Source organism: Agromyces sp. NPDC058064 (genome assembly GCF_042885275.1).
In the GTDB taxonomy this organism is placed as follows: Bacteria; Actinomycetota; Actinomycetes; order Actinomycetales; family Microbacteriaceae; genus Agromyces.
On the sequence record NZ_JBHVSE010000001.1, the window covers coordinates 420424 to 444757 of the forward strand.

A 24334-nucleotide genomic window follows, 5' to 3' on the forward strand; every position below is an offset into this window, starting at 1 on the left:
GTTCCCCATTCCCGTTCACCCCCGAAACGGAGACCGCGCCCATGCACACTCGCGCTGCCCGTCCCCCGCGCCTTCGCTCGTTCACCAGCCTGCTCGCCATCGCCGGACTCGCCCTCGTGGGCGCGGTCGCGATCACCGGGGCAGCTCCGGCCGAGCGCGCGTACGCCGCCGAACCGCTGCCGATCTGCCCGCCCGACGGCGGCATGCCCCCGATCGGCAACCTCCCGAGTTACACCGACGCCAACGTCGCCGTCTACGCGGGCGGCGACTACCTCGCGACGGGCGCCGCCGCCGAGAGCGAAGGCCTGCTGCTCGTGCGCGGCGACGCCACGTTCGACAAGGACGCCGGCGGCATCTTCAACGTCGGTGCGGTCGGCGTCGGATCGGGCATCGTGCCGCCCGGTGGCAGCACCATGCTCGCCGTCGGCGGCACGCTCGAGGCGACCGGTGCGACCCGCGTCGACATCGGCGCGAACGTCCCCGGCGGCGGCGCGGTGCATGTCGGGGCGACCGGCAGCCCCGCCGGCGGCGCCGCCGGCCAGGTCCAGACGAACGGCGCCGAGTATTTGACCGGCCTCGGGCAGGCCTCGGCGATGGACCCCTACGCCGACTTCCAGGACGTGATCGTGGCCGCCTCGGCCGAGCTCGCCGCAACCCCGGCGACCGGCACGACCGACGTCTCGGGCATCCGCGCGACCTTCACGGGCGGCGGCGCCGGCATGCAGGTCTTCACGATCGACGCGGCCTCGCTCGCGTCGATCAGCGAGGTGTTCTTCGCGGGCATTCCCGAGCACGCGCCGATCCTCGTCAACGTGACGGGCGGCACGGCGTCCTTCTCGCCGAGCTACTTCGATCTCAACGGCGAACGCGTCGACGCCTTCTCCTCGCCGAACTTCGGCAACGCCGCCTCGCAGATCATGTGGAACGTGACCGAGGCGACCTCGCTCACGATCGGCGGTTCGAGCCAGGTGATGGGGTCGATCCTCGCTCCCGCCGCAGACGCCACCGTGACCGCCTCGACGAACGGCCGTCTGCACGTCGGCGGCGACCTCACGACCAGCGGGGTCGGCAACGAGCAGCACAACTACCCGTGGACGGGCGGCGGCCCGTTCGACTGCCGGGACGACGAGGACGAGGTCGGCGGTTTCTCGGCCGCCAAGGCCGTCACCGGACCGGAAGCGGCGAGCGTTCACGCCGACACCGAGTTCACGCTCCAGTACTCCTACGTGCTCGACGGCGAGACCGTCACGGGCGAGCTCGCGCTGCTCGCCGACGGAACGGTCGTCGACGGCCCGCAGGACCTGCCGGTCGGCACGGTCGTGGACTTCGAGGAGGTCGACGTTCCGGTGATCCCCGGCGTCGAGTGGGGCGAGCCCGTGATCACCCCCGAGCAGGTCACGGTCGGCTCGGGCGAGAACACCCTCGTCACGGTCACCAACCGCACGGCGACCGGCATCGACTCGGTCGGCGGCTTCTCGGCGTCGAAGCTGGTGGAGGGCGATGCGGCCGACGCCGTGCCGGCCGACACGGTCTTCACCCTCGCCTACTCGTACGAGCTCGACGGCGAGACGATCTCGGGCGAACTCGGGCTGCCCGCAGACGGCACCGTCGTCGACGGCCCCCAGGACCTGCCCGACGGCATCGTCGTCGCCTTCGAGGAGGTCGACCTGCCCGCCGTCGACGGTGTCGAGTGGGGCACGCCCGAGCTGAGCGCGACCACCGTCACGATCGCCGACGGTGCGAACGTCCGGGTCGTCGTGACGAACACGGCCTCGCCCGTCGTGCCGACGCCGACGCCCTCCCCCGCTCCCGACGGCTCCGACGACCTGGCCGAGACCGGTGTCGACGGCCTCGTGCCGATGATCGCCGCGGCGCTCGCACTGCTCGTCGCCGGTGCGCTGATCGTCGTCGCGCGACGCCGGAAGGTCTGATCGGCCGGCGCCGGCCTCGCCTGAACGAGGATGCCCCGGACTGCACGCGCAGCCCGGGGCATCCGTGTTCTCGCGGTCGGACCGCTCAGACGCCGATCGTGAGCGAGGCGGTGTAGCCGCTCGCGACCGACCCCGACATGCTCGCGATCTGGTGGATGCCCCCGTCGTCGCCGAAGACGTTGTCGCCCGCGAGGCTCACCTGCGAGGCGTTGCGCACGCTCCGCTCGTAGCCGGCCGTCGCGTAGACGAGGGCGTTCGCCTCCTCGGGCAGGGCGATCTGGGAGGTCTTCACGATCGGACCCGCGGCGACGGCGTTGTCGACGTCGGAGTACACCTCGAAGTGGATGTGCGGCCAGCGGCCCGAGTAGCAGGCGGGGTAGATCGAGGTGAACCGCACGGTGCCGGTCTCGTCGGTCGCCTGCACGCCGCGCAGGTAGTTCTCGTCCGCGGCGCCCTGCGAGTACAGCGAGTAGTCGCCGTCGCGGTCGCAGTGCCAGAGGTAGACGCCGGCGCCGACGAGCGCGCTGCCGGTCGCCGCGTCGCGCACGGTGAGCGCGATCTCGAGCGGCACGCCCTCGGCGACCGTGGTCGACGAGCCGAACGACGAACGGATGTCGCTGCGGACGATGCCCGAGTCGTCGAGCACGTTGACCCCGTTCGAGCCGTCGGCCGGGTAGGGGCCGCCGGTCTCGTCGGGCACCTCGTCGAGCGGGCCGGATGCCGCGGCGTCGGCGGACGCCGACGGGGTCGGCGTCGCGGTCGACGACGAGCCGGCCGAAGCGGTCGGGCTCGGGCTCGACGTCGCGGGGGCCGAGCACGCCGCGAGCAGCGAGGTCAGCCCGATGCCGCCGAAGATGCCCAGCGCGCGCCGGCGATCGACCAGCGTGCGGATGTCGTAGACGAGGCCCCGGTGGTCCTCGTCGATCTCGTTGCCGTCGGCGTCGATCCAGCGGGGGTCGACGTCGCGGGCGGTGTCGGGATGCCGCGCTGCGCGGTCGGTGGTTCGGTCGGTCATGGCTGGCTCCTCAGGTCTGCAGCGATCATCGCCCGGATGCCTCGCCGGCGGCTGTGCGGCCGCTATGCCTCCGCCATGAGTGCGCGCACCGCTCGCTCGAGGAGCGGGCGCGGGTCGAGGAGCGGGTCCACGGTGAGCCGGTGCAGGACCAGTCCGTCGCCGAGCGCCATCACGGTCTTGGTCGCGGTCGTCGGATGGGGCATGCCGATGCCGACCAGCAACGCCTCCGTCCAGCGCTCGAATTCGAGTCGCTGCCGCCGCAGCGGTGCGCCGAGCTCGGGGTCGCCGCCCAGTTCGAGCCACAGCGAGTACCTCGCCCGGGTTCGCGCGGCGTACGGGCCGGTCTCGAGCTCCAGGACGCGGCAGAGACCCTCGACGAACTCGCCGGGCGTGCTCGGGGCCGCCGCGGCCGAGTTCGACGCGTCGAACTCGGCGCGCTCCTGCTCGGCGAGGTGGTCGACGCACCCCGCGAGGAGCGCCCTGCGGGTGCGGAACCAGTTCGAGGTGCTGCCCGGCGGCAGCCCGGCCGCGGAATCGACCCGGGCGTGGGTGAGCGCGCGCACCCCCTCGGTGCCGAGCAGTTCGAGCGCCGCATCGAGCGCGCGATCTCGGGTCGTGGGCATGGTCACCTCGCTCGATCGGGTCTACTATGAACATAGTCCTACTACGAACGTAGTATCGCCCGACGAAGGAGTCGTCATGGACACACGCACAGACCTCGGGCTCGCACTCCGGCGCGAGCTTCCCGGCACCCCCGAGGAGGTGTTCGACGCGTACACGAGCGCCGAGGCGCAGCGGCGCTGGCTCTCGGCCCTCGGCCCCGACGACGGCGCCGTGCAGACCACGGTCGACCTCCGGGTCGGCGGCCGGTGGGAGGCATGGTTCCGCCCGAACCCGCAGCTCCTCGTGCACGACGTGCAGACCTACCGCGAGATCGAGCGTCCGCACCGCCTGGTCACCGACCTCGTGAGCGAGTCGAGCATGGGCGGTGAGCCCATGCCGACCCTCGAGTCGCACGTCGTGGTGACCTTCGCACCGACCGGCACGGGCACGCTCGTGTCGGTGGAGCAGACCGGGTTCCCGACGACCGAGCTGCGCGACTTCTTCGAGTCCACCGCCTGGCCCGCCGGGCTCGACCGCCTCGCCGCGTCCCTCGCGAACGACTGAGCCCGGCACCCCGGGCGGGCCGCGGAGGAGTGCAGAGGGAGCCGCGCTCCCCGCGGCCCACCGGAGGCGGCACGACGTCACATCGCGCGCGTACCGTCGCTCATCATCGGCGAGATGAGCCCGAAGAGGTTGCCGTCGGGGTCGGTGAGCGCCCCGGTGCGCCCGACGCCCTCGGTGTCTTCGAGCGGCACCGCCTCGGTCGCGCCGAGCTCGAGCGCACGCGCGAACGTCGCGTCGACGTCGTCGACGCCGACCACGATGTTGCACCCGTTGACCGGCGCCCCGCCGGCCGGCGGCGGCCCCTGGCGCTGCGTCAGCCCGCCGTTGATGCCGAGCCCGGGCGACGCCTCGGTGTTGCCGATCGACCCCTCGCCCGTCTGGATCATCCAGTAGGGATAGTCGCCGAACTGGGTGAACTGCCACCCGAGGAGTTGGGTGTAGAAATCGACGAGCCGCTGCGGCTCGCTCGCGTGGATCTCGAAGTGCACGACCAGGTTCGCCATCTCGGCTCCGTTCGCTCGTCGCCGGTTCGCCGCATCGCGACCGGTCACGCGGCACAGGCTACGCCGGGCCGACGACATCCTCCACCGGTTCGCCCGCACGGCGGCGGTGGTAGTGCCGATACGCCTTGTCGCGGTTGCCGCACATCTCCATCGAGCACCAGCGCCGGGCGTGGTTGCGGCTCGTGTCGACGAAGAGCCAGCCGCAGCTCGGGCACTCCTTCACACGCCCGAGGCGGTCGCCCGTGAGCTCCTCGACGGCCGACTCGGCGAACCGCGCCTCGAGGGCCGGCACGCTCCAGCGACCGGGCCAGTCGCGGCGCACGGATGCCGCGTCGACGACGTACCCGTATCGCTCGAGTCCGCGCGCGTGCGCCCCGGTGACGACTCGCACGGCCGCGGGGTCGGCCGGAGCGCCGGCCGCGATCGAGCCGAAGACCGCGGCGATCGCCGAGCGGAGCACGGCGAGGCGGGCGCGCCCGGTCTCGTCGAGCGGTTCGTCGAGCGGCATGCCGAGCGAGTCGGCCCACGCCGAGGCGACCTCGGGATCGGCGAGCCAATCGGTGGTCGAGTCGCGACCCGGGATCGAGTTCACGAGCTCGAGGGCGAGCGCATTGGCGACGTGTTCGAACTCCACCCACCCATTGTCTCACCGGTGAACAGGGATTGACAGGTTATATTTCGACGACGTAGCCTCACCGGTATCAAGGGTTTTACCGGTGAGGTGGCGATGGGCAGGACATTCGGATGGCTCTGGTTCGGCGCAGGGGCCGCCAACCTGGGCGACGGCGTCATGCTCACCGCGCTCCCGCTCATCGCACTCGCCGCAGGGGCATCGCCCGGCGAGATCGCGCTCGTCGCGACCGTCGCGACCGTCGCGTGGCCCCTGTTCGGCCTGCACGCGGGCTCGATCGTCGACCGCGTGCCCGCGCCGCGCGTGCTCCTCGCCGTGAACGCCGCGCGCGTCGTCGCGTTCACCGGTCTGGCCGCCCTCGCCGCGATCGACGGGCCGGTCGTCGCCGCGGTGACCGCGGCCGCCCTCGTGTACGGGCTCGCCGAGACGCTCGTCGACACCGCGCTCGTGGCCGCCGTGCCGAAGGTCGTTCCGGCCGCCGCGCTCACCCCGGCGAACGCCCGGCTCGAGGCCACGGTGAACATCGCCAACCAGCTCGTCGGTCCGCCCCTGGCCGGCTGGCTCGTCGCCGTCTCGTCGACCGCGTCGGCCGCGACGGGCAGCGCCCTCTACGCACTCGCCGGCCTCGCCGCCGTCGGGCTCTCGTCGGGGTGGCGACGACGCCATGCCGCCGGAGCGGCGTCGCGGGCATCGGCGGCATCGCCGCCGCCGTCGGCCTCACCCGGCGGGTCGGGCGCGCCGGAGACGGCGACGGCCGGCCGGGTGCGCGAGGGCCTCGCCTTCCTCTGGCGGCATCCGCTGCAGCGCTCGCTCACCGTGCTCACGGCGGTCATGAACCTCGTCTGGGGCATGTGGCTCGCCGTGTTCGTCGTGCACGCCGTCACCCCTGGTCCGCTCGGGCTCTCCCCCGCCGGCTACGGATGGCTGCTCACGGCGATGGCCGCCGGCGGCATCGGGGCGTCGCTCGTGACGAGCGCACTGCAACGCCGTCTCGGCAGCGGCGCCGTGCTCTTCATCGACTGCCTCGGCACGATCGCGCTCGTCGCGCCGTCGGCATTCGGCGCACCGCTCTGGGTCGTCGCCGCGGGCGCGGTGCTCGCCGGCGCCGGGTCGAGCGTGTGGCGCATCATCGTGGCCGTGATCCGCCAGCAGACGACCCCGGCGGGCCTGATCGGCCGGGTCTACGCGGCGTCGCGCGTGATCAGCTGGGGCGCGCTGCCGCTCGGCTCGGCCGTCGCGGGCGTCGGCGCGGGCCTCGTGGGCGTGCAGGGCGTGCTGCTGGGGGCGTCCACAGTCGCCGTCGTCGCCGCGATCGGGTTCGCGGTGGTCTGGCGCGTCCGACTCGGCGAGGCGTTCGGCACGGCGGCCGACCGACCGTGACCGCGGGGGGGGGTTCCATTCGTCGGTGCGAAGGCGAACAATGGGGCACGGTGCAGACGCGCCCGCGCCCGCACCGTCCGACGAGTCGCGGCGGCCCCGTCGCCCGGCCGAGGGAGCGAAGGAGCGAACCCATGGGCATCATCGCCGCAGACCTGTTCGTCACCCTCGACGGGGTCTACCAGGCCCCCGGCGGGCCCGAGGAGGACGAGGAGCACGGGTTCCCGTACGGCGGCTGGCAGGCGCCCTACCTCGACGACGAGAACGGCGCCGACATCATGGCCGGCATCGACCGGCTCGACGCGCTGCTGCTCGGGCGCAAGACCTACGACATCTTCGCCGCGTACTGGCCGCAGCAGTCGGGCCCGATCGCCGAGAAGTTCAACGCGGTGCCGAAGTTCGTCGTCTCGCGCACGCTCGGCGACGCCGGCTGGGCCGGCACCACCGTGCTGCGCGACGCCGCGGCCGAGCTGCCCGCCGTGAAGGAGCGATTCGACGAGATCCACATGATCGGCAGCGGCGACCTGCTGCAGACGCTGCTCGACGACGACCTGGTCGACCGGCTGACCCTGTTCGTCTACCCGATCGCCTTCGGCACCGGCAAGCGGATGTTCCGCGACGGCGTGAAGCCGGCGTCGTTCGCGCTCGTCCAGCCCGCCCGCTCGTACTCGAGCGGGGCGATCGGGCTCGTCTACGACCGGGTCGGGGTGCCGGTGACCGGCATCTCGATGGAGTGACGGGGTCGGGAGCGCCGGCGCGGAGGGAGGCAGGACGTGAGCACCCGTGACGACGGCTTCGCACTCCTCGGTGAGTTCGCGCCCGAGCTGCTCGCCGAGCCCGGCGTGGCGTTCGGCCGGATGTTCGGCTCGGAGGGACTCTCGGTCCGCGGCAAGTTCTTCGCCTTCGTCTCCTCGCACGGCGACCTCGTCGTGAAGCTCGACGCCGACCGCATCGCGGCGTCCGAGCTCGACAACATGGTCATGCGCGGTCGCCCGATGCGGGAATGGGCGGTCGTCCCCGCAGCCGAGGGCGTCGACCGCTGGCGCGAGGTCGCCCGGGAGGCGTACGCGTTCGTCGACTCGATCACGCCGCGCTGACCCGGCGCTACGCCGTCAGCCGCCCGGGTGGAGCGGCAGCAGCCAGGGCACGAGCGTGATCGCCACGACCATCACGATGAGCGCGAACGGCGCGCCGATCCGCAGGAAGTCCGCGAAGCGGTACCGCCCCGGCCCGAGCACGAGCGTGTTGACGGGTGACGACACCGGGGTCATGAACGCGGCCGAGGCCGCGAGCATGACGACCATCGCGAACGGGTAGGGCGAGGCATCCAGCACGTCGGCGGTCGCGATCGCGACCGGGCCCATCAGCACGGCCGTCGCCGTGTTCGACACGAACAGCCCGATCACCGCCGTCGTGACGAACAGGCCGGCGAGCAGCAGGGTCGGGCTCCCCTGCCCCAACGTCGAGGTCAGCGCCGTCACCGCGAGGTCGATGCCGCCCGTGCGCTCGAGCGCGAGCGCGAAGGGGAGCATGCCGACGATCAGCAGCAGCGTCGGCCAGTGGATCGAGCGGTACGCGCTCGGCATGTCGATGCAGCCGAACAGTCCCATCATCAGGCACGCGATGAGGGCGGCGATCACGTTCGGCACGATGCCGGTGACCATGAGCACGACCATGACGACGACGCTCAGCAGGGCGAACGGCGCGCGGTTCGCGGCGGGCGCCTGCTCGCGCACCTCGGCGGGGAGCTCGAGGGCGACGAAGTCGGCGCTCCGCGCCGTCAGTCGCTGGACGTCGTCCCACGCTCCGACGACGAGCAGGGTGTCGCCGAGGCGCACGCGCTCCGCAGCGAGCGACCCGGCCAGGGCTTCGCCGCCGCGGCGAAGGCCGATCACGTCGACCCGGTACAGCTCGCGGGTGCGGAGCCCGCCGATCGTGCGACCGAGTGCAGCCGAGTCCGGCGGCGGCATCACCTCGCCGAGCCCCACCTCGCGGGATCGCTCGGCGAGGAAGCCCTCACCGTCGGGCAGCAGGCGGAGGCGCAGGCGTCGCAGTCGCTCGGCGAGATCGCCGCGCCGTTCGAAGACGTCGACGAGCAGCACGTCGCCCTTGGCGAGCTGCGTCGCCGGCGCACCGGCCGTGACCTCGAGGGTGCGCTGAAGCCATCGCGTGCGCTCGACCGCGATGATGCGCATGCCGTGCGGGAGCAGCTCGACCTCGCCGAGGCGCTGCCCGACGAGGGGCGAGCCACGGCCGACCTTCACGCGCCGATCGCGGTCGGCGAGCAGGTAGTCGCCGATGAGGTGACCGTAGGTGCGGTCGGCCCGCCCGCCGTCGTCGGCGGGGTCGGCGCCGAGGAAGCGGCGCGCGACGAGCATGTAGCCGATGCCGAGCGCGAGCACCACGAGCCCGAACGGGGTGATCGAGAAGAACTCGAACCCCGCCTCGCCCGCGCGCACGAGCTCGGCATCGATCACGAGGTTGGGCGCGGTCGCGATCAGGGTCAGCATGCCGCTGATCAGCGCGGCGAAGCTCAGCGGCATCATGAGCTGGCGCGGCGAGACGCCGAGTCGTGCCGCGATGCTCAGCACGACGGGGATGAAGATCGCGACGACCCCGGTCGAGCTCATGAACGCGCCGAGCAGCGCGACGGTGAGCATGAGCAGCACGATGAGCCGGGCGCTGCTCGTGCCGGCCCTCGCCGACAGCCAGTCGCCGAGTCGGTACGTGAGCCCGGTCCGCGAGAGTCCCTCGCCGATCACGAAGAGCGCGGCGATGAGCACGACGTTCGGGTCGGAGAACCCCGACAGCGTCTCGGGCACGGTCAGCACGCCGGTGAGCGGGAGGGCCACCAGGAGTCCCACCGCGACGACGTCCATGCGCGGGCGATTGATCGCGAACATCACGATCGATGCGACGAGCAGGAGGAGCACGACCAGCAGCTGCCAGCTCACGGTGCCACAGTATCGGGCGACGCGCTTCACGGGCAGGTGCCGAGGCCGCGGGCCGGGGCGATCGCCCCGCCCTCACTCGCGCAGGAGCCCCCGCAGCGTCTGGATCGTGTCGGCCTCGCCCGGGCCCTTGTCGTCGCGATACCGCTTGACGCGCGCGAAGCGCAGGGCGATGCCGCCGGGGTACCGGCTCGACCGCTGCACCCCGTCGATCGCGATCTCGACGACGGTGATCGGCTCGACGAAGACGGTGTTCGCGGTGCGGCGCACCTCGATCTCGGGGAAGCGCTCGGTCTGCCAGCGCAGCAGCTCGTCAGTGAGCCCCTTGAAGGTCTTGCCGACCATGACGAAGCCGCCGGGCTCGCCGAACTCGCCCAGCGGGTCGAGGGCGCCGAGGTGCAGGTTCGAGAGCAGGCCGGTGCGCCGGCCCGAGCCCCACTCGCAGGCGAGCACGACGAGGTCGTAGGTGAGCACCGGCTTCACCTTGACCCAGCTCGCGCCGCGCCGGCCCGCCGCGTAGGGCGACTCGATCGCCTTCACGACCACCCCCTCGTGCCCCGCGGCGAGCGCCTCGCGCGAGACCCGCTCGGCGGCGTCGGCGTCGGCCGTCACCACGCCGGGGATGCGATGGCCGGGGGCGATGCGCTCGAGCACGGCGAGCCGCTCCGCGAGGGGCTCGTCGATCAGGTCTCGCCCGTCGACGTGCAGCACGTCGAAGAACCAGGGGTGCAGCACGGCCTCCCGCGCGGTCTCGGCGCCGAAGCGCGACATCGTCTCCTGGAACGGGCGCGGTGCGCCGTCCTCACCGAGCGACAGCGTCTCGCCGTCGAGGATGACCCGCTCGACGGGCAGCGCGCGCACGAGCTCGACGACCTCGGGCACCCGGTGCGTGATGTCGGCGAGGTTGCGCGTGAAGACCCGCACCTCGTCGCCGGCGCGGTGCACCTGGATGCGTGCCCCGTCGAGCTTGTACTCGACGGAGGCCTCGCCGGTCTGCTCGAGCGCCGCGGTCGGCGTTCCGGCGGTCGCGGCGAGCATGGGCTGCACGGGGCGGCCGACGACGAGGCCGACGGCGTCGAGCTCGCCCTCGGCGCCGGTGAGTGCGACGCGGGCGGTCTGGCCGAGGTCGCCCGAGAGCATCGCGGCGCGGCGCACCACGGCGGCGGGGCGATCGGCCGCGCGGGCGATCGCGTCGGCGAGCACGCCCTCGAGGGCGCCCGTGCGCACCTCGCCGAGCAGCACCCCCGCGATCAGGTGCTGCTCGCCGTCGGTCGCGCGGGCGAGGAGCTCGCGCAGTTCGCTCGCCCGCTCGCCCGAGGAACCGGTGCCCGCCGCGGCGGCGAGCCGGTCGAGCGTCGTGTCGAGCTCGGCGACGGTGATCGAGGGCGTCTCGGCCGCGGCGGTGGCCTCGATCGCGGCCGACAGGCCGCGCCACCCCACGCCCACGCGCCCCTGCCGCGGCTTGCCGACGAGGAACCCGACGGCCGGCGCGATCTCGTCGGGCTCGAGCCGGCGCAGCAGCTCGGCCAGCGCCTCCACCTTCGCGAGGCGGGAGCGGGTGGCGGCCACGGCCGCGGAGGTGGTGACGAGCTCGTCGATCAGCACCCGCCCAGTCTCGCACCGACCTCGGACATGGAGGAGCCGCCGAACCCGGCGAGCGGGCGACCGCCCAGCGGACGAACGTACCCTTGAGGGATGACCACGCACCTCGCCGCCGACGACTGGCGCGCCCGCGCCGAGGCGCACGCCGAACGGGCCGACGCCCTCACGGCCGGTCATCGCGCGCGCACGGCCGCGCGCGAGAAGCATCCCATCGAGGACTTCCTCTTCACGTACTACTCGTACTCGCCGAGCCTGCTGCGCCGCTGGCACCCCGGCGCCGGCGTCGAGCTCGAGGACGCCGCGGCGACCCCGCGCGCCGAGTGGCGCTGGTACGCACCCGGCGAGGAGCGCGGATCGCTCGTCGTCGATCGCGCCGCCATGACCGCCGAGAAGGGTGCGATGCTCGCCCTCGTCGAGCGCATGCTCCGCCGCACGGCGTCGCGACCCGGCGCGTTCGGATGCTTCGGGCTGCACGAGTGGGCGATGGTCTACCGCCAGGGCGAGCACCGCCATCCGGTGCCGCTGCGGCTCGGTCAGGCGGCGACCGACGAGGTGGTCGAGGCGCACGAGCTGCGCTGCACCCACATCGACGCGTTCCGGTTCTTCACGCCCGAGGCGACGCCGCGCAACCGCTTCGCGCCGACCCGCGAGTCGCAGCCCGAGCTCGAGCAGCCCGGCTGCCTGCACGCCGGCATGGACGTCTACAAGTGGGCGGTCAAGCTGGGCCCGCTCGCCCCGGGCGAGCTGCTGCTCGACGCCTTCGAGCTCGCCCGGGACATCCGCTACCTCGACATGCAGGCCTCGCCGTACGACATGGAGCCGTGGGGCGGCGAGCCCGTGCGCATCGAGACGGCCGAGGGCAAGGCCGAGTACGTGCGCCGGCAGCGCGGTTTCGCCGAGCGCGCGAACGGGCTCCGGCGCGAGCTGCTCGACGCGGCGTTCCCTGGGGTGCCGTCGGCAGCATCTCGGCCCTCGCCGCTCCCGACGGTCTGACGGGCGCTCACGTCAGGTCGAGCGCCGCGCAGACGTCGAGGAGCAGTCCGGTCTGGAGCGCGTTCCACTCCGCGGTGTCGGGGTCGGGCCAGGTCGAGAACTTCACGATCACCGAATCGGTCGCGGGGTCGAGCCAGAGGTTCTGACCGTGGATGCCGATGCCGCTCACGTTGCCGCGCGCGTTCCCCATGCACCACCATTGCGCGGTGTAGGAGCCGTCGGGGAACGCGCCCGTGAATCCCTCGTACGTCATCGCGTCGCGGTCGCCCCCGGCGAGGATGCCTCGCGCCCACGCTTCGGAGACGACCCGGCCGCCGGGCGCCACGCCGCCGTCGAGCACGAGCCGGCCGACGCGTGCGAGGTCGCGCGCCGTGCACGAGATGCCGCCGTTGGCGAAGCCGAAGCCCGAGCGGTCGACCGTGATCGTCGCATCGCGGTCGGCCCCGAGCTTCGACCACACGAGGTCCGAGACGACGTCGTGGTAGCGGCTGCCGGTGACGCGCTCGACGACCCAGGCGAGCACGTCGGTGTTGGCCGAGCAGTACTGGAACTCGCCCACTGCGCCGCTGCCGCGGAGCGTGGTGAGGAAGGCGTAGGTGTCGACGGGGTCGTCGGGCCTGCGCACCCGCCAGCCGGCCGAACGGTCGTGGGTCTGCACCTCCGCGGCCGGATCGACGTAGTTCTCGTCGTAGTCGATCGCGATCTGCATGTCGAGCACGTGGCGCACGGTCGGCCCGTCGTAGACCGAGCCCGCGAGCTCGGGCACGTAGTCGGTGACGGGCCTCGCCGGATCGATGCGGCCGGCGTCGACGAGTGCGCCGACGGTGAGACCGCAGATCGACTTGGAGACGCTCATGAGGAGGTGCCGCTGTTCGGGTGCGAAGCCGGGCCTGCAGTACTGGGCGACGACCTCGTCGCCTCGGAGCACGAGGAACGCGTCGGTGTACGTGGACTCGAGGCGGCGCTCGAGGTCGGGCATCGCGGCGGCGAACGCGTCGAGCCGCAGGGTCGCCGTGGCGCCCGCGCGGGCGCCGGGCGGGGTGCGCGAGATCGTCGCGGTCGGCACGAGTTCGCCGAGCTCGCCGAACGCCCACCGGTTGCCCGGCGCCTCCTGCCACGTGTCGAGCGTCGGCACACCTGCCGGTGCGCCCGGTGAGCGCGGCGGGTGGGGGCCGGTCGCGGCGGGGTCGTGCGGATCGATCGGCAGGGACGCGTCGCTCATGGCGGCCATCATGCCGCGGGCTCGGTGGTCGGAGCGGCGGGGCTCGCCGCCGGAGGCGCCGGAGCCGCCGTAGCCGCGGGAGCAACCCTGCCGGCACGCGTGCCGGGCTCGGCGGGCGTCTCGTCGAACCGGCCGAGAACGGTCCTCGAGAGGCCGAGGTAGACGAGGGCGGAGACGATGATGCCGGCCGGCACCGAGAGGTCGATCCAGCCCATCGCCTCGGAGATCGGTCCGGTCCAGACATCCGTCGAGAGGCAGACGGCGGCCGCCACGCCGCCGACGAGGACCGCGGCCATGCCGGGGATGCTCCATCCCGCCGTGTACCAGTACCTGCCGCCGCGCGCCTCGTCGAACAAGTCGATCGCGTCGTAGCGGTTGCGGCGCAGGACGATGTCGGTCGCGAAGACCGCGATGGCCGGGCCCGAGACGACCACGAGGAACTGCAGCATGAGGTTGACCGCGTCGAGGAGGCTCGTCGACATCACGAGGTAGAGCGTGAGCGCGGTGCCGATGACGCCGACGACGATCGCCGACGGGATGCGCCGGATCGGCACCCCGACCGACTGCAGCGCCATGCTCGAGGTGTAGGTGGTCATGCCGTTGAGGGCGACCGTGTTCACCATGACGCCGAGCACGAGCAGCGGTCCGAGCCAGCTCGGCAGCAGTCCGAGGATCGCCGACTCGATGCCCGCGTCGACGGCCGCGCCGTCGAGCCCGGTGACGATGAGGGCGCCGACGACGGTGAAGAAGATGCTCGGCAGCGCGCCGCCGAGTGCCGTCGCCGCGATGATGTGCGAGGGCTTCGTCTCGCGCGGAAGGTAGCGGGCGATGTCGGGGCTGTTGATGTACGAGAGCGGCGTCGAGGCGATGATCGTGAAGCCGATCGTGACGGCCGACCAGAGCGGCACGCCCGAGAGCGCCTCGGGCGCCCGGTACCCCCAGTCGACGGTCGGGAGCGCGAACGCCGTCACGGCGAGGAAGATCACGAGCAGGCCGATCGAGATCGCCGTGTAGCTCCTGATGATGAGCGCGTGGCCGTAGACCGCGACGAGCACGGTGATCGCCGAGACGACGAGCGTCACGACGACGGGACCGAGCACCGGGTCGGCGAATCCCCATCGGGCGAGCAGGTCGGCACCCATGAACGACGAGGCGAGCCAGTTGAGCGCGAGGAAGACGGCCGAGATGAACCACCCCGTGAAGGCGACGACGACCTTGTTGCCGATGACGCCGTAGAGGGCGCGGCTGATGACCGAGCCCGAGGTTCCGGCGGCGGGGCCGGCGATCGCGATCAGGCCCGGGAGGACCCACAGGAGGTTCGCCGCGACGATGACGGCGACGGCCTGCCAGATCTCGAGGCCCAGCAGGATCATGGTCGCCCCGATCGTGAGATTCAGCACGCTCACATTGGGCGCCGCCCACACGCCGAAGAGGTCGCGGGCGCGGCCGTGTCGCTCACTCGGGGCGACGTGTTCGATGCCGCGGGTCTCGGGGTGGGTGGGGGCATCGACGAAGTCCTGCGACGCTGCGGGAGTCTGGGATGACACGGGGATCCTCTCGGCGGACGGGGGGCGTCGTCGCGGAGGTGCCGATCGCGACGCTGCTATTGGTCACCTGACCAATGGGCTATTGGTCGCTCATCCAATAACATGATGGGCATGATGTCAAGCGCGCCCGACTCCCGAGCCCGCAAGCCGCCCGCCGAGCGGCGCGCCGAGATCGTGCGCACCGCCGCAGACATCGCCCTGGAGGGCGGCCTCGAGGGAATCACCCTGCGCGCGGTCGCCGACCGGCTCCACGTCCGGCCCGGCCTGATCAGCCACTACTTCCCCGTCGCCGACGATCTCGTGATCGCGGCGTTCGTGCACGCCGTCTCCGACGAGCGCGAGGCGCTCGTTCCCGAGGGCGGCGAGCCGCTCGAGCGTATGGCCCGCCTCGTCGCACGTGTCGAGAGCGACGATGCGCGGCCGATCTCCCGCCTCTGGCTCAATGCACGGCACCTCAGCAGGTTCCGCCCGGCGCTCGACGACGCGCTCGAGGAGCAGGAGTCGATCGACCGCGACCGACTCACCGCGCTCATCGACGACGGCATCGCCGCCGGTGCGTTCGCCCCCGACGACGCGTTCAGCGCGTGCGTGCGGATCTTCATCGCGATCGACGGCTTCGGCGCCTACGCGAACAACACCGGCGCATTCGCCTCCGACGCGTACTGGCGTTTCGTCACCGACACGAGCGAGTGGGCGCTGGGCCTCGAGCCCGGCCGCCTCCGCGCGGCGATCGACGCGCTCGGAACGGCCGACGCGCTCGGGCAGGTCGACGCGCTCGAGGGCTGAGTCCGACGGCACGGGGCGGCCGCAGCACGGTCGGCGAGCCTCGGCGGCCGACCGTGCGAACGGGCGCTCAGGGCACCTGGTAGCCGGCCGCGCGGAAGAGCTCGTACCACTCGGGACGCGTGAGGGGCACCGCCGAACCCAGCGCCGCCCCGGCGACGCGCTCGGCGTTCGTCGTGCCGAGCACGACCTGCATGTTCGCGGGATGCCGCGTGATCCACGCGGTGGCGATCGCGATCGGCGGCACGTCGTACTGCGCCGCGAGGCGGTCGACGACCGCGTTCAGCTCGGGGTACTCGGGCGAGCCGAGGAAGACGCCGTTGAAGAAGCCCGCCTGGAGCGGCGACCAGGCCTGGATCGTGATGCCGTGCAGGCGGCAGTAGTCGACGACGCCCCCGTCGAGCATGGTCGACTGCGAGAGCCCCTGCATGTTCGCCGCGACGCCCTGGGCGATGATCGGCGCGTGCGTGATCGAGAGCTGCAGCTGGTTGGCGACGATCGGCTGGCGCACCGACGACTTCAGCAGCTCGATCTGCCCCGGCGTGTGGTTCGAGACGCCGAAGGCGCGCACCTTGCCCGCGGCCTCGAGCTCGTCGAACGCGCGGGCGACCTCGTCGGGCTCGACGAGCGCATCGGGGCGGTGCAGCAGCAGGATGTCGAGGTAGTCGGTCTGCAGTGCGCGCAGCGAGCCCTCGACCGACTCGATGAGGTGCTCGTACGAGAAGTCGAAGTACGGCCCGTCCTTCACGATGCCGGCCTTCGACTGCAGGGTGACCTGCTCGCGCTCGGAGGGCGTGAGCTGCATCGCCTCGGCGAAGCGCCGCTCGCAGGCGTGCAGCGTCTCGCCGTAGATGTCGGCGTGGTCGAAGAAGTCGATGCCCGAGTCGCGCGCCGTGGCGATGAGCCCGCGCACCTCCTCGTCGCTCATCTGCTCGATGCGCATGAGTCCGAGCACGACGTTGGGCGCCGCGTTGCCGGCGAGGTCGATGGTCTTCACGAGGCTCCTTCGGGCGCCCGACGCCTTCGGGCGCGCCCACCCACCCTAGCGAGGGCGGGTGACGCGTCAGCTCGCGCGCGCCACGAGCCACTCGTCGAAGCTCTGCCGGCCGATCACCGCCCCGGGGCCGGGCAGCACCGCGCCGCGCCGCATCTCGGCCATGCCGCGCATCGGCAGCGAGACGGGCAGCACGGGCCCGCGCCGTCCCTCGGTCCGCACGAGGCGGCGGACCATCTCTGCGAGCTGCTCCTCGCGCGGGCCCGCGAGCTCCCCGGCGCGCCCCGCGGCGGGGCCTTCGGCGAGCGCCACGAGGTGTTCTCCCACCTCGCGGGCCGCGATCGGCTGCGTCCGCATCCGCGGCGCGAGCTGCACCCCCGCGATGCGCAGGCGCCCGGCCATCTGGCCCGCGAACTCGTGGAACTGGGTCGCCCGCAGGATGGTCCACGGCACCGGGCCCTGCTCGACGACGCGCTCCTGCGCGAGCTTCGCCTCGTAGTAGCCGTACGGCACGTCGTCGATGCCGACGATGGAGAGCAGCACGTGGTGCCGCACGCCGGCCCGCTCCTCGGCCGCGAGCAGCGTGCGCGACGTGGTGGTGAAGAACCGCTCGGCGACCTCGCGGTCGATCGACGCGACGTTGGCCGTGTCGATGACCGCGTCGACCCCCGCGAGCGCCGCGTCGAGCCCGTCGCCCGACACCAGGTCGACCCCGGCCGACCGGGCCAGGACGACGACCTCGTGTCCGCGTTCGCGGGCGACGTCCACGACGTGGCGTCCGACGGTGCCGGTTCCTCCGGCGACGGCGATCCTCACGGTGCTGCTCCTCTCCCGGGTGCGGCCCGGTGCCGCCGGCGAGTCATCCGCTCGCCCCCTCACCGTGACGACGACGCAGCCCGCCCGAATGTGACGCGAGATCGGGAGACTGCCGGACGGAACGCGAACGCCCGGCTGCGATCAGCAGCCGGGCGTCCGTCGTCTCCGAAGGGACGAGGAGGTCAGTCGAGGGTGTCGACCGCCTTCGCGCGCCGCGAGCGGCGCACCGCGATCACGGCCGCGCCGCCCGCGAGGAGCACGAGGCCGATGACGAGCGGAGCGGTGATCTGGGCACCGGTGCTCGCGAGCGACGAGCCCTCGCCGGCACCCGCCTCGCCGGCGCCGCCCTGCCCGTCACCGGGCTGCTCGCCCGGCTCGCCGCCCGGCTCGCCGGCGGCCACGACCTCGACCGGCGCCCAGCCGATGAGGCTGCCGTCGGCCGCCTGGACGACGAGCCTGTGCTCGCCCTCGGCGATGTCGGCGGGGGCGACGAGCTCGAGCTCGCCCGCCTCGTCGGCGGTCGCCTCGCCGAGCAGCGTCGGCTCGGAGTGCAGCCACGCGCGCACCTCGGTGCCCGCGCGCTCGGCGCCGATGCCCGCGGTGAACGGCTCGCCCGCGACGATCGTCGCCGGCACGGTGATGCCGCCCCGGTTGGCCTCGGTCAGCTCGGCGTCGTCGGTCGGCTGGGGCTCGATGACCGGCAGCTCGGCACCGGCCTCCGTGACCCACTTGCGACCGTCGTCGGCCTTGCTGACCGTGAACTCGTCGTAGACCGCGCCGACCGGGAGGTCGGTCGTCGCGTTCGCCGTCTTCTCCGCGAGGTAGGAGCGGTAGACGAGGCGGTCCTTCGAGACGTCGATCACCTGGTAGGTCGTGACGCCGGCGCCGCGGAGCACCTGGGTGGCGTCGTTGTTCGTCCAGACGTTCTTCTCGTCGCTCTCGAGGTCGTAGTGCTTGGCTCCCGAGTTCGAGACGATGTACACGGGCCCGACGGTGACGCCGGGCGTCTCGGTGACGTCGTCGTTGTTGTATCCGCGGGCGTAGGTGTGGTCGTGGCCCATCATGACGAGGTCGATGTCGTGCTCCTGGAACACCGGCACCCAGTACTTGCGGAGCACGGGCTCGTCACGACCGGCGGACGTCGAGTACACCGGCTGGTGGAACGTGACGACGTTCCACTTCGACGGGCTCTCCTCGAGCACGTGGTCGAGCCATGCGGCCTGGAACTGCGTCCACAGCTCGGCGACCTTCGCCTGCGGGCACTCGGTGCCCGAGCAGGCCGGCAGCACGTCGGGCGTCAGGAACGTGGTGTCCCTGGTGGCGTTGACCGTGATGAACCGGACGTCCTGGTAGTCCGTGAAGTACACCGTCTCGGTCGCGAAGGCGGCCCAGTGGGCGAAGTACGCCGCGTACTGCTTCGCCACGTCGCCGTCGCCGACGGCGAGGTCGGCGAGCGCGCCGACCGTCTCGACCGTGGGGTTGTTGTGCGGGTACTCGAAGTTCGCCTTCCACGACTTCATGAGCTTGTCGCCCGAGTACTCGTGGTTGCCGGGAGCGGCCATGACGTTCTTCGTCGCGGCCGACGCGCCCATGCCCGCGAACCAGTTGACCCACTCGGTCTCGTTGCTCGCGGTGTTGATGAGGTCGCCGGCGTGCACCGAGCCGATGGCGTCGGGGGCGGTGGCCTCGGCCTGCCGCACGACCGACGGCCAGGTGGAGTCGAGGCCGATCTGCGCGTCGCCGTAGTACACGAACTGGAAGTCGCGGTCGGACGGGTCGGCGGTCGAGAACTCGAACCACCCGCTCCACGCGCCCTCGAGGCCCACCCGGTAGGCGTAGCGGGTCGCCGGGGCGAGGCCGTCGACGGTCGCCGAGAAGTGCTGCTTGGGGTTCGCGTTCACCACGCCGGCCGCGTACGCGTCGACGGTGCGCACCTCGCCCCCGGCGGCGGTGCGGATCTGCACCTGGCCGCTCGCGTGGGTGGCGTCGCCCGCGAGCCACGAGAACGACTGCGAGGTCGTCGGCGTGGCCGTCGGGGTGAGGATGACCCGCGACGGCGGCGCAGGCACGGTCTCACCCGGGTCGACGATCGGCATGAGCCGGATCGATCGCACGTCGAGGTAGATGTCCGAGCTCGTCTCGCGGTCCTGGTAGAGCGCGATCGCCACCGTGTTGGTGCCGTCGACGAGCACCTCGGGCCCGGCGGTGAAGCTGCTCGCGACGGGGTCGCCGTTGCTGTCGCCGGCGTACTCGACGTTCTTCGTGCCGGAGACCCGGCCGTCGACGAACCCGCCGACCTTGGTGCCGTTGATCCACACCTGGGCGGCGTCGTCGTGCACGAGGTCGCCGACGACCGAGCCGACCTCGGTCGCGCCGCCCGCGGGCAGCTCGAAGGTCGTGCGGAAGAAGTACGTCGGCACCGTCGGCGCCGCCGTGCCGTCGAGGTAGTGCGCGAGCAGCGTCTTCGGGGTGTACGGGCCGACGGCGGCGAGCTTGCCGTTCTTCGCGCCGAAGCTGCCGGTCGCGCCCTTCCAGCCGGCGTCGTCGAACCCGCCGGCCGTCCAGGCGCGGAGCGGCTCCCCCTCGGCGACGGGGTCGCTGCCGTCGTCGAGGTAGTGCCACTGCGTGTCGGGGCCGACCACCTGGGTGGGCTCGGCGTCCTGCGCCGCGGCGGCCTGTGCGGGCAGCGCGAACGCCGCGGCGACGAGGGCCAGCAGCACCGCTCCGGCGGCCGCTCGCCTCCCCCGTCGTCCGGTCGGTGTCGTCTCGGTCGTCATCTCGTTCCTTCGTGCCGGGGCGTGCGCGCCGATCACCCCTTCCGGGGCGGTGCGCTGGGGTCGCCGCCATCGAATCGAGCGGGGATGTCGCAGGGCTTGCGTGCCGGCGACGCCCGGGTGAACCCGGGGTGGACGGGGGCACTCCGATCGCCCGTCGCCGCGCCCCGGGGATGAGAGGCTTGGCGCATGACCCGCGACGACACGCCGGAGGCCGCGACGCTCGAGGCCGAGCGCCCGAGGCTGCTCGGGCTCGGCTACCGCCTGCTCGGCTCGGTCGCCGATGCGGAGGACGCCGTCCAGGAGGGCTACGCGCGCTGGTATCGGATGCCGCCGGCCGAGCGCCGGGAGATCGAGAACCCCGGGGCGTGGCTGATGCGGGTCACGAGCCGGATCTGCCTCGACCTGCTCGGTTCCGCGCGGTCCCGGCGCGAGTCGTACGTCGGCGAGTGGCTGCCCGAACCGCTGCCGACCGCCGACGTCGCGCGCTTCGCCGTGCGGGCGGCCGACGATCCGCTCGATCGCGCGATGCTCGACGAGTCGGTGTCGACGGCGCTCCTCGTCGTGCTCGAGGCCCTCACCCCGGCCGAGCGCGTCGCGTTCGTGCTGCACGAGGTGTTCGCCGTGCCGTTCGCCGAGATCGCCGAGGTCGTGGGGCGCACGCCCGACGCCTGCCGCCGGCTCGCCTCCTCGGCGCGGCGCCATGTGCGCGAGGGGCGCGCGGGCACGGTGAGCCGGGAACGCCACGACGAGGTCGTGCGCGCCTTCGTCGCCGCCGCCGGAAGCGGACGGCTCGACGCGCTCGTGGCCCTGCTCGACCCCGACGTCGTGCTGGTCGCCGACGGCGGCGGCCTCGCCTCGGCGGCGCGTCGCCCGGTGCTCGGGCCCGATCACGTGGCGCGCTACGTCGCGGGGATCCTCGAGCGCCGGGGCCCTGCGCTCGAGTGGTCGGTGCACGAGACCGCCGACGGCCTCGTGCTCGTGTTCGGGGAGGGCGGCGAGATCGACTCCGTCGCGTCGGTCGCCGTGCGCGGCGACCGCATCTCGCAGGTTTGGATCATGCGCAACCCCGAGAAGCTCCGGCGCTGGAACGCGCCGGCGACCGGTCGCGCCTGAATCGCGCCGACCGACCCGGCCCGCCGTATCCTGAGCCGATGGAACTCGCATTCGCCGGTGAGCTGTGGTTCTGGCGGGGGCCGGCGCCGTGGCACTTCGTCTCCGTGCCCGAAGCGGAGTGCGAGGTCATCGCCGAGGTCGCGCCGCTCGTCAGCTACGGCTGGGGCATGGTGCCCGCGACGGTGCGGATCGGGCGCAGCGAGTGGCCGACCGCCCTGTGGCCGAAGGACGGCGGCTACATCGTGCCGGTGAAGAGCTGGGTGCGGAGGGCGGAATCGCTCGACCTCGGCGACACCGTCGAGCTGCGCCTCGACCTCGGGACGATCTGACGCGGGGCGCTCGGCCCGCTCAGTCGGCGCGGAAGGCGAGACCCCTGGCCGCGAGCTCCTCGCCGAGGATGCGCGTCGCCTTCGGCCCGACGCCGTGGATGGCGAGCAGCTCGCGCTCGCTGGACCGGGCGAGCTGCGCGAGAGTGCGGTAGCCGTGGGCCGCGAGTTCGCGCGTCGCCACCCGGCCGATGGTGCGCGGGAACTCGGTCGCCTCGGCCGGGGTCTCGCTCATGCCACCAGTGTGCCCTGCGGCGCGGGCCGATCGGGACCGGCGCCCCGGTCGCCCGCGTCGTCAGCCGCCGCCGCGTTGTCAGCCGCCGCCGCGTCGTCCGCCGCCGCAGGTGCGCTCGGCATCTCCTCGCGCACGAGCTCGACGAGACGGCCGAGGTAGTCGCCGACCGCGCGCAGCTCGTCGTCGTCCGCGACCCAGAACATCGCGCGGGCCACATCGTCGACGATCGACTCGGGGTCGTCCTCGTGCTCGGCGACGAGGCTCCGCGAGCTGTGGCGTTCGGCATCGAGCAGGCATCGGGCGGCCCGGAGCCGGGCCCAACGCTCGCGCCGCGCGCGCCGCGCGGACGCCTCGGCGTCGTCGCCCTCGCCGGTGAAGTCGAGTTCGGCCTCGAGCGCCGCACGCAGGATGCGGGCGGCGTCCGCGAGGGCGGCGACCTCCGACTCGTCGAGGCCCGAGCGCTGCACGACGCGATGCTGCACGGCCGGCGCGGCCAGTTCTTCGGGGCGGCGCACGCCCGCCCATTCGAGCGGCAGGCGCGGCGTCCTGAAGCGGTCGATCTGCCAGCCGTCCTGCATGTCGAACAGCACCGCGTCGCGCATCGCCGGCTCACGCCCGAGCGGGATGAGCTCGGGGTCGGTGATCGCGAGGTCGCGGTACTCCTCGACCCAGCAGACGCCGCTCAGCCGTTCGACGATGTCGGCGAGCTCGGCGTCGAGCTCGGCCCGCCCCGCGGCGATCCGGCGACTCTGATAGCAGGCGACCGAGTACTTCACCTCGACCTCCGGCGAGTCCATCGCCGCCCTCCGCCACGCCTCCGCCGTCGCGCGGCGGTCGCGGAACCGCTCGTCCGGCTCGCCTCCGCGAAGCCCCTCGAGGTCGTCGAGCAGCAGCAGCAGCCCCAGTCCCGCCCGCTGCTCCATCCGCTCGAGCACCTCCTCCGCGGCGGCCCGCTCGCGCGCGGGGATCTCGTCGAGGACCGCCACGAACTCCGCCACGATGCCGACCGCCCGTTCGGTGCACGCGAGCCGCTCGCTGTCGCTCGCGAGCGCCGCGTCGCCCGACATGAGCCAGTTGCGCACCGTCATCGTGTAGTACGTGAGCAGTCGCAGCAGGAGCAGCTGCGGCTGGGGATGCGTGCTGACCCGCCGCCAGCGGCGGCGCGCCTCGTCGGTGTCGCGCTTCGGCTCCCAGTCGAGCACGTGCCAGGGGCGGACCCTCGCGTCGTGGACCGCGTCGACCGTGCGCCCCGCGAGCACGGCGGCGACGTGGATCATCGGCTCGAGGCGGTCGAGCAGGTCGTGGAGGCTCTGCGGGTCGGTGGCGGTGCGATAGCGCTCGTACACGTCCTCGAACTCGACGAGGATGCTCCGCGGATCGGCCTGGATGGCCCGGGCGATGTACTGCTCGCGCAGGTCGTCGTCCGCGGTGCGGCGGGCGATGCCGATGAGCCCGAGGCCGAGCCACTCGCGCGTGTTGTAGAAGCCGATGATGTCGGGGTAGCACTCGGCCACGGTCGTCGCGGCGAACGCCGCGGAGAGCACCAGCAGCTCGCCCGGATGCTCGCGGTCCGCCGGCTCGGCGGGCAGGTCGAGCGGGGCGTCCTCGACGATGCGCCCGTTGCGGCGCAGCCGCGCGACGCCCGATACGGCGTCGAAGACGGTGACCTCGAGGCGCCAGGGCGTGAGGTTCAGCAGCATCGACATCGCGCCGCCGACGAGGGCGACGGCCCAGTTCTCGGTGCGGTCGGCGATCGTGACGAGTTCGTTGAGGTCGGAGCCGTCGGGCCGCTCGACGCGGCCGCTCGGGTTGTCGGCGTTGAGCTCGCGCATGCGCACCGCGACCTCGGTGGCCCAGGCGTCGTTCGTCGACCCGCCCGAGCCGACCACGACGATCTTCAGCCACGGCGTGGTCGCCATGCCGAAGGCGAGCACGAGCACGCCGGCGACGGCGAGGAGCCCGACCCCGAGCCAGACGAGCGGCAGCCACGGTCCGGCCGCGCTCGTCGCGGCGCCGGCCGCCACGAACCCGGCGGCGGCGATCGCGGTGATGAGGCCGCCGATCCACTTCGCGTTCATGCTCGAGCGGCGTGTGACCGAGGAGCGCGTCCACTGCGGCAGGGCGGAGAGCAGGCGCGCGGCGACGATGCAGACGAGCCAGGCGACCGCCCAGACGACGCCGAAGTCGACGAAGGGGGCGAGGATCCCCGATTGGAATGCGCCCCAGTCGGAGGTGTCGGCCACCTCGGCGAGCGCGCCGCCGTCGATCGCGTTCACGGTCCCTCCCGACGGGCCGTGCAGCCGGGGACGGCGCAGTCGACCCGCCGGAATGATAGAACCTCAGCTTCCCCC

Annotated in this window: 22 protein-coding genes; 9 read left to right on the top strand and 13 right to left on the bottom strand. The window is 72.9% G+C overall.

The features are described 5' to 3' along the window. Positions 1–41 precede the first annotated feature (41 nt). Complete coding sequence (locus ACFVSL_RS01940) at positions 42–1931, top strand: choice-of-anchor A family protein (protein ID WP_386938006.1); 1890 nt, start codon at positions 42–44, stop codon at positions 1929–1931. An 85-nt stretch (positions 1932–2016) separates the two neighbouring features. Here ACFVSL_RS01940 and ACFVSL_RS01945 read toward each other — a convergent pair whose 3' ends face one another. Both ACFVSL_RS01945 and ACFVSL_RS01950 read right to left on the bottom strand, forming a co-directional pair. Then, positions 2017–2946: a 3,4-dioxygenase subunit beta gene (locus ACFVSL_RS01945; RefSeq protein WP_386938007.1), complete on the bottom strand. Its 930-nt coding sequence runs from the start codon at positions 2944–2946 to the stop codon at positions 2017–2019. A gap of 62 nt (positions 2947–3008) precedes the next feature. Then, the gene (locus ACFVSL_RS01950; protein ID WP_386938009.1) at positions 3009–3569 is read right to left on the bottom strand and encodes a TetR/AcrR family transcriptional regulator; all 561 of its coding nucleotides are present in this window, start codon (positions 3567–3569) and stop codon (positions 3009–3011) included. A gap of 76 nt (positions 3570–3645) precedes the next feature. On the opposite strand from ACFVSL_RS01950, the gene ACFVSL_RS01955 reads away from it, so the two are divergent. Beyond that, the gene (locus ACFVSL_RS01955) at positions 3646–4113 is read left to right on the top strand and encodes an SRPBCC domain-containing protein (RefSeq protein ID WP_386938011.1); all 468 of its coding nucleotides are present in this window, start codon (positions 3646–3648) and stop codon (positions 4111–4113) included. Between the two features lie 77 nt (positions 4114–4190). Here the strand turns inward: ACFVSL_RS01955 and ACFVSL_RS01960 are convergent, their stop codons facing one another. Further along, positions 4191–4664 (bottom strand): VOC family protein, encoded by a 474-nt coding sequence (locus ACFVSL_RS01960; protein WP_386938012.1) that lies wholly within the window; start codon positions 4662–4664, stop codon positions 4191–4193. A 10-nt stretch (positions 4665–4674) separates the two neighbouring features. Continuing rightward, the gene (locus ACFVSL_RS01965; protein ID WP_386938014.1) at positions 4675–5250 is read right to left on the bottom strand and encodes a CGNR zinc finger domain-containing protein; all 576 of its coding nucleotides are present in this window, start codon (positions 5248–5250) and stop codon (positions 4675–4677) included. Positions 5251–5343: 93 nt separating this feature from the next. Here ACFVSL_RS01965 and ACFVSL_RS01970 point away from each other — a divergent pair, with 93 nt between their 5' ends. From ACFVSL_RS01970 to ACFVSL_RS01980, 3 genes are all read left to right on the top strand, one after another. Continuing rightward, entirely contained in the window at positions 5344–6627 is a 1284-nt protein-coding gene (locus tag ACFVSL_RS01970) for an MFS transporter (RefSeq protein ID WP_386938016.1), read from the top strand. Between the two features lie 131 nt (positions 6628–6758). Continuing rightward, complete coding sequence (locus ACFVSL_RS01975; protein WP_386938018.1) at positions 6759–7361, top strand: dihydrofolate reductase family protein; 603 nt, start codon at positions 6759–6761, stop codon at positions 7359–7361. Between the two features lie 36 nt (positions 7362–7397). After that, positions 7398–7721 carry a hypothetical protein gene (locus tag ACFVSL_RS01980; RefSeq protein WP_386938019.1) on the top strand — a complete coding sequence of 108 codons (324 nt, stop codon included), beginning with the start codon at positions 7398–7400 and terminating at the stop codon, positions 7719–7721. Positions 7722–7736: 15 nt separating this feature from the next. Here the strand turns inward: ACFVSL_RS01980 and ACFVSL_RS01985 are convergent, their stop codons facing one another. Further along, positions 7737–9578 (bottom strand): SLC13 family permease, encoded by a 1842-nt coding sequence (locus tag ACFVSL_RS01985; RefSeq protein WP_386938021.1) that lies wholly within the window; start codon positions 9576–9578, stop codon positions 7737–7739. Positions 9579–9650: 72 nt separating this feature from the next. Next, positions 9651–11180: an ATP-dependent DNA ligase gene (locus ACFVSL_RS01990; protein ID WP_386938023.1), complete on the bottom strand. Its 1530-nt coding sequence runs from the start codon at positions 11178–11180 to the stop codon at positions 9651–9653. A 90-nt stretch (positions 11181–11270) separates the two neighbouring features. Between ACFVSL_RS01990 and ACFVSL_RS01995 the strand changes: the two genes are divergently transcribed. Further along, positions 11271–12170 carry a 3-methyladenine DNA glycosylase gene (locus ACFVSL_RS01995; RefSeq protein WP_386938024.1) on the top strand — a complete coding sequence of 300 codons (900 nt, stop codon included), beginning with the start codon at positions 11271–11273 and terminating at the stop codon, positions 12168–12170. A gap of 7 nt (positions 12171–12177) precedes the next feature. Here ACFVSL_RS01995 and ACFVSL_RS02000 read toward each other — a convergent pair whose 3' ends face one another. Beyond that, on the bottom strand, positions 12178–13392 hold the full coding sequence (locus tag ACFVSL_RS02000) for a serine hydrolase domain-containing protein (RefSeq protein ID WP_386938025.1): 1215 nt from the start codon (positions 13390–13392) through the stop codon (positions 12178–12180). 8 nt (positions 13393–13400) lie between these two features. Continuing rightward, positions 13401–14939, bottom strand: a complete 1539-nt coding sequence (locus ACFVSL_RS02005) for a purine-cytosine permease family protein (protein ID WP_386938026.1) — start codon at positions 14937–14939, stop codon at positions 13401–13403. Between the two features lie 114 nt (positions 14940–15053). On the opposite strand from ACFVSL_RS02005, the gene ACFVSL_RS02010 reads away from it, so the two are divergent. Next, positions 15054–15725, top strand: a complete 672-nt coding sequence (locus ACFVSL_RS02010; RefSeq protein WP_386938027.1) for a TetR/AcrR family transcriptional regulator — start codon at positions 15054–15056, stop codon at positions 15723–15725. Between the two features lie 67 nt (positions 15726–15792). Here the strand turns inward: ACFVSL_RS02010 and ACFVSL_RS02015 are convergent, their stop codons facing one another. The 3 genes from ACFVSL_RS02015 to ACFVSL_RS02025 form a co-directional block, all read right to left on the bottom strand. Beyond that, the gene (locus tag ACFVSL_RS02015) at positions 15793–16719 is read right to left on the bottom strand and encodes an aldo/keto reductase family oxidoreductase (RefSeq protein WP_386938029.1); all 927 of its coding nucleotides are present in this window, start codon (positions 16717–16719) and stop codon (positions 15793–15795) included. Positions 16720–16785: 66 nt separating this feature from the next. Beyond that, positions 16786–17532, bottom strand: coding sequence for an SDR family oxidoreductase (locus ACFVSL_RS02020; protein ID WP_386938031.1), 747 nt, complete (start codon positions 17530–17532; stop codon positions 16786–16788). A 182-nt stretch (positions 17533–17714) separates the two neighbouring features. Beyond that, entirely contained in the window at positions 17715–20309 is a 2595-nt protein-coding gene (locus ACFVSL_RS02025) for a fibronectin type III domain-containing protein (protein WP_386938032.1), read from the bottom strand. Between the two features lie 186 nt (positions 20310–20495). Between ACFVSL_RS02025 and sigJ the strand changes: the two genes are divergently transcribed. Both sigJ and ACFVSL_RS02035 read left to right on the top strand, forming a co-directional pair. Further along, positions 20496–21422: an RNA polymerase sigma factor SigJ gene (sigJ, locus tag ACFVSL_RS02030; protein WP_386938034.1), complete on the top strand. Its 927-nt coding sequence runs from the start codon at positions 20496–20498 to the stop codon at positions 21420–21422. Positions 21423–21460: 38 nt separating this feature from the next. Next, positions 21461–21751 (top strand): DUF1905 domain-containing protein, encoded by a 291-nt coding sequence (locus ACFVSL_RS02035; protein ID WP_386938035.1) that lies wholly within the window; start codon positions 21461–21463, stop codon positions 21749–21751. A 19-nt stretch (positions 21752–21770) separates the two neighbouring features. Here the strand turns inward: ACFVSL_RS02035 and ACFVSL_RS02040 are convergent, their stop codons facing one another. Then, positions 21771–21983 (bottom strand): hypothetical protein, encoded by a 213-nt coding sequence (locus ACFVSL_RS02040; protein WP_386938037.1) that lies wholly within the window; start codon positions 21981–21983, stop codon positions 21771–21773. Beyond that, on the bottom strand, positions 21980–24259 hold the full coding sequence (locus ACFVSL_RS02045) for a hypothetical protein (RefSeq protein WP_386938039.1): 2280 nt from the start codon (positions 24257–24259) through the stop codon (positions 21980–21982). Before ACFVSL_RS02045 ends, ACFVSL_RS02040 begins: the two co-directional genes overlap by 4 nt. Between the last annotated feature and the right edge of the window lie 75 nt (positions 24260–24334).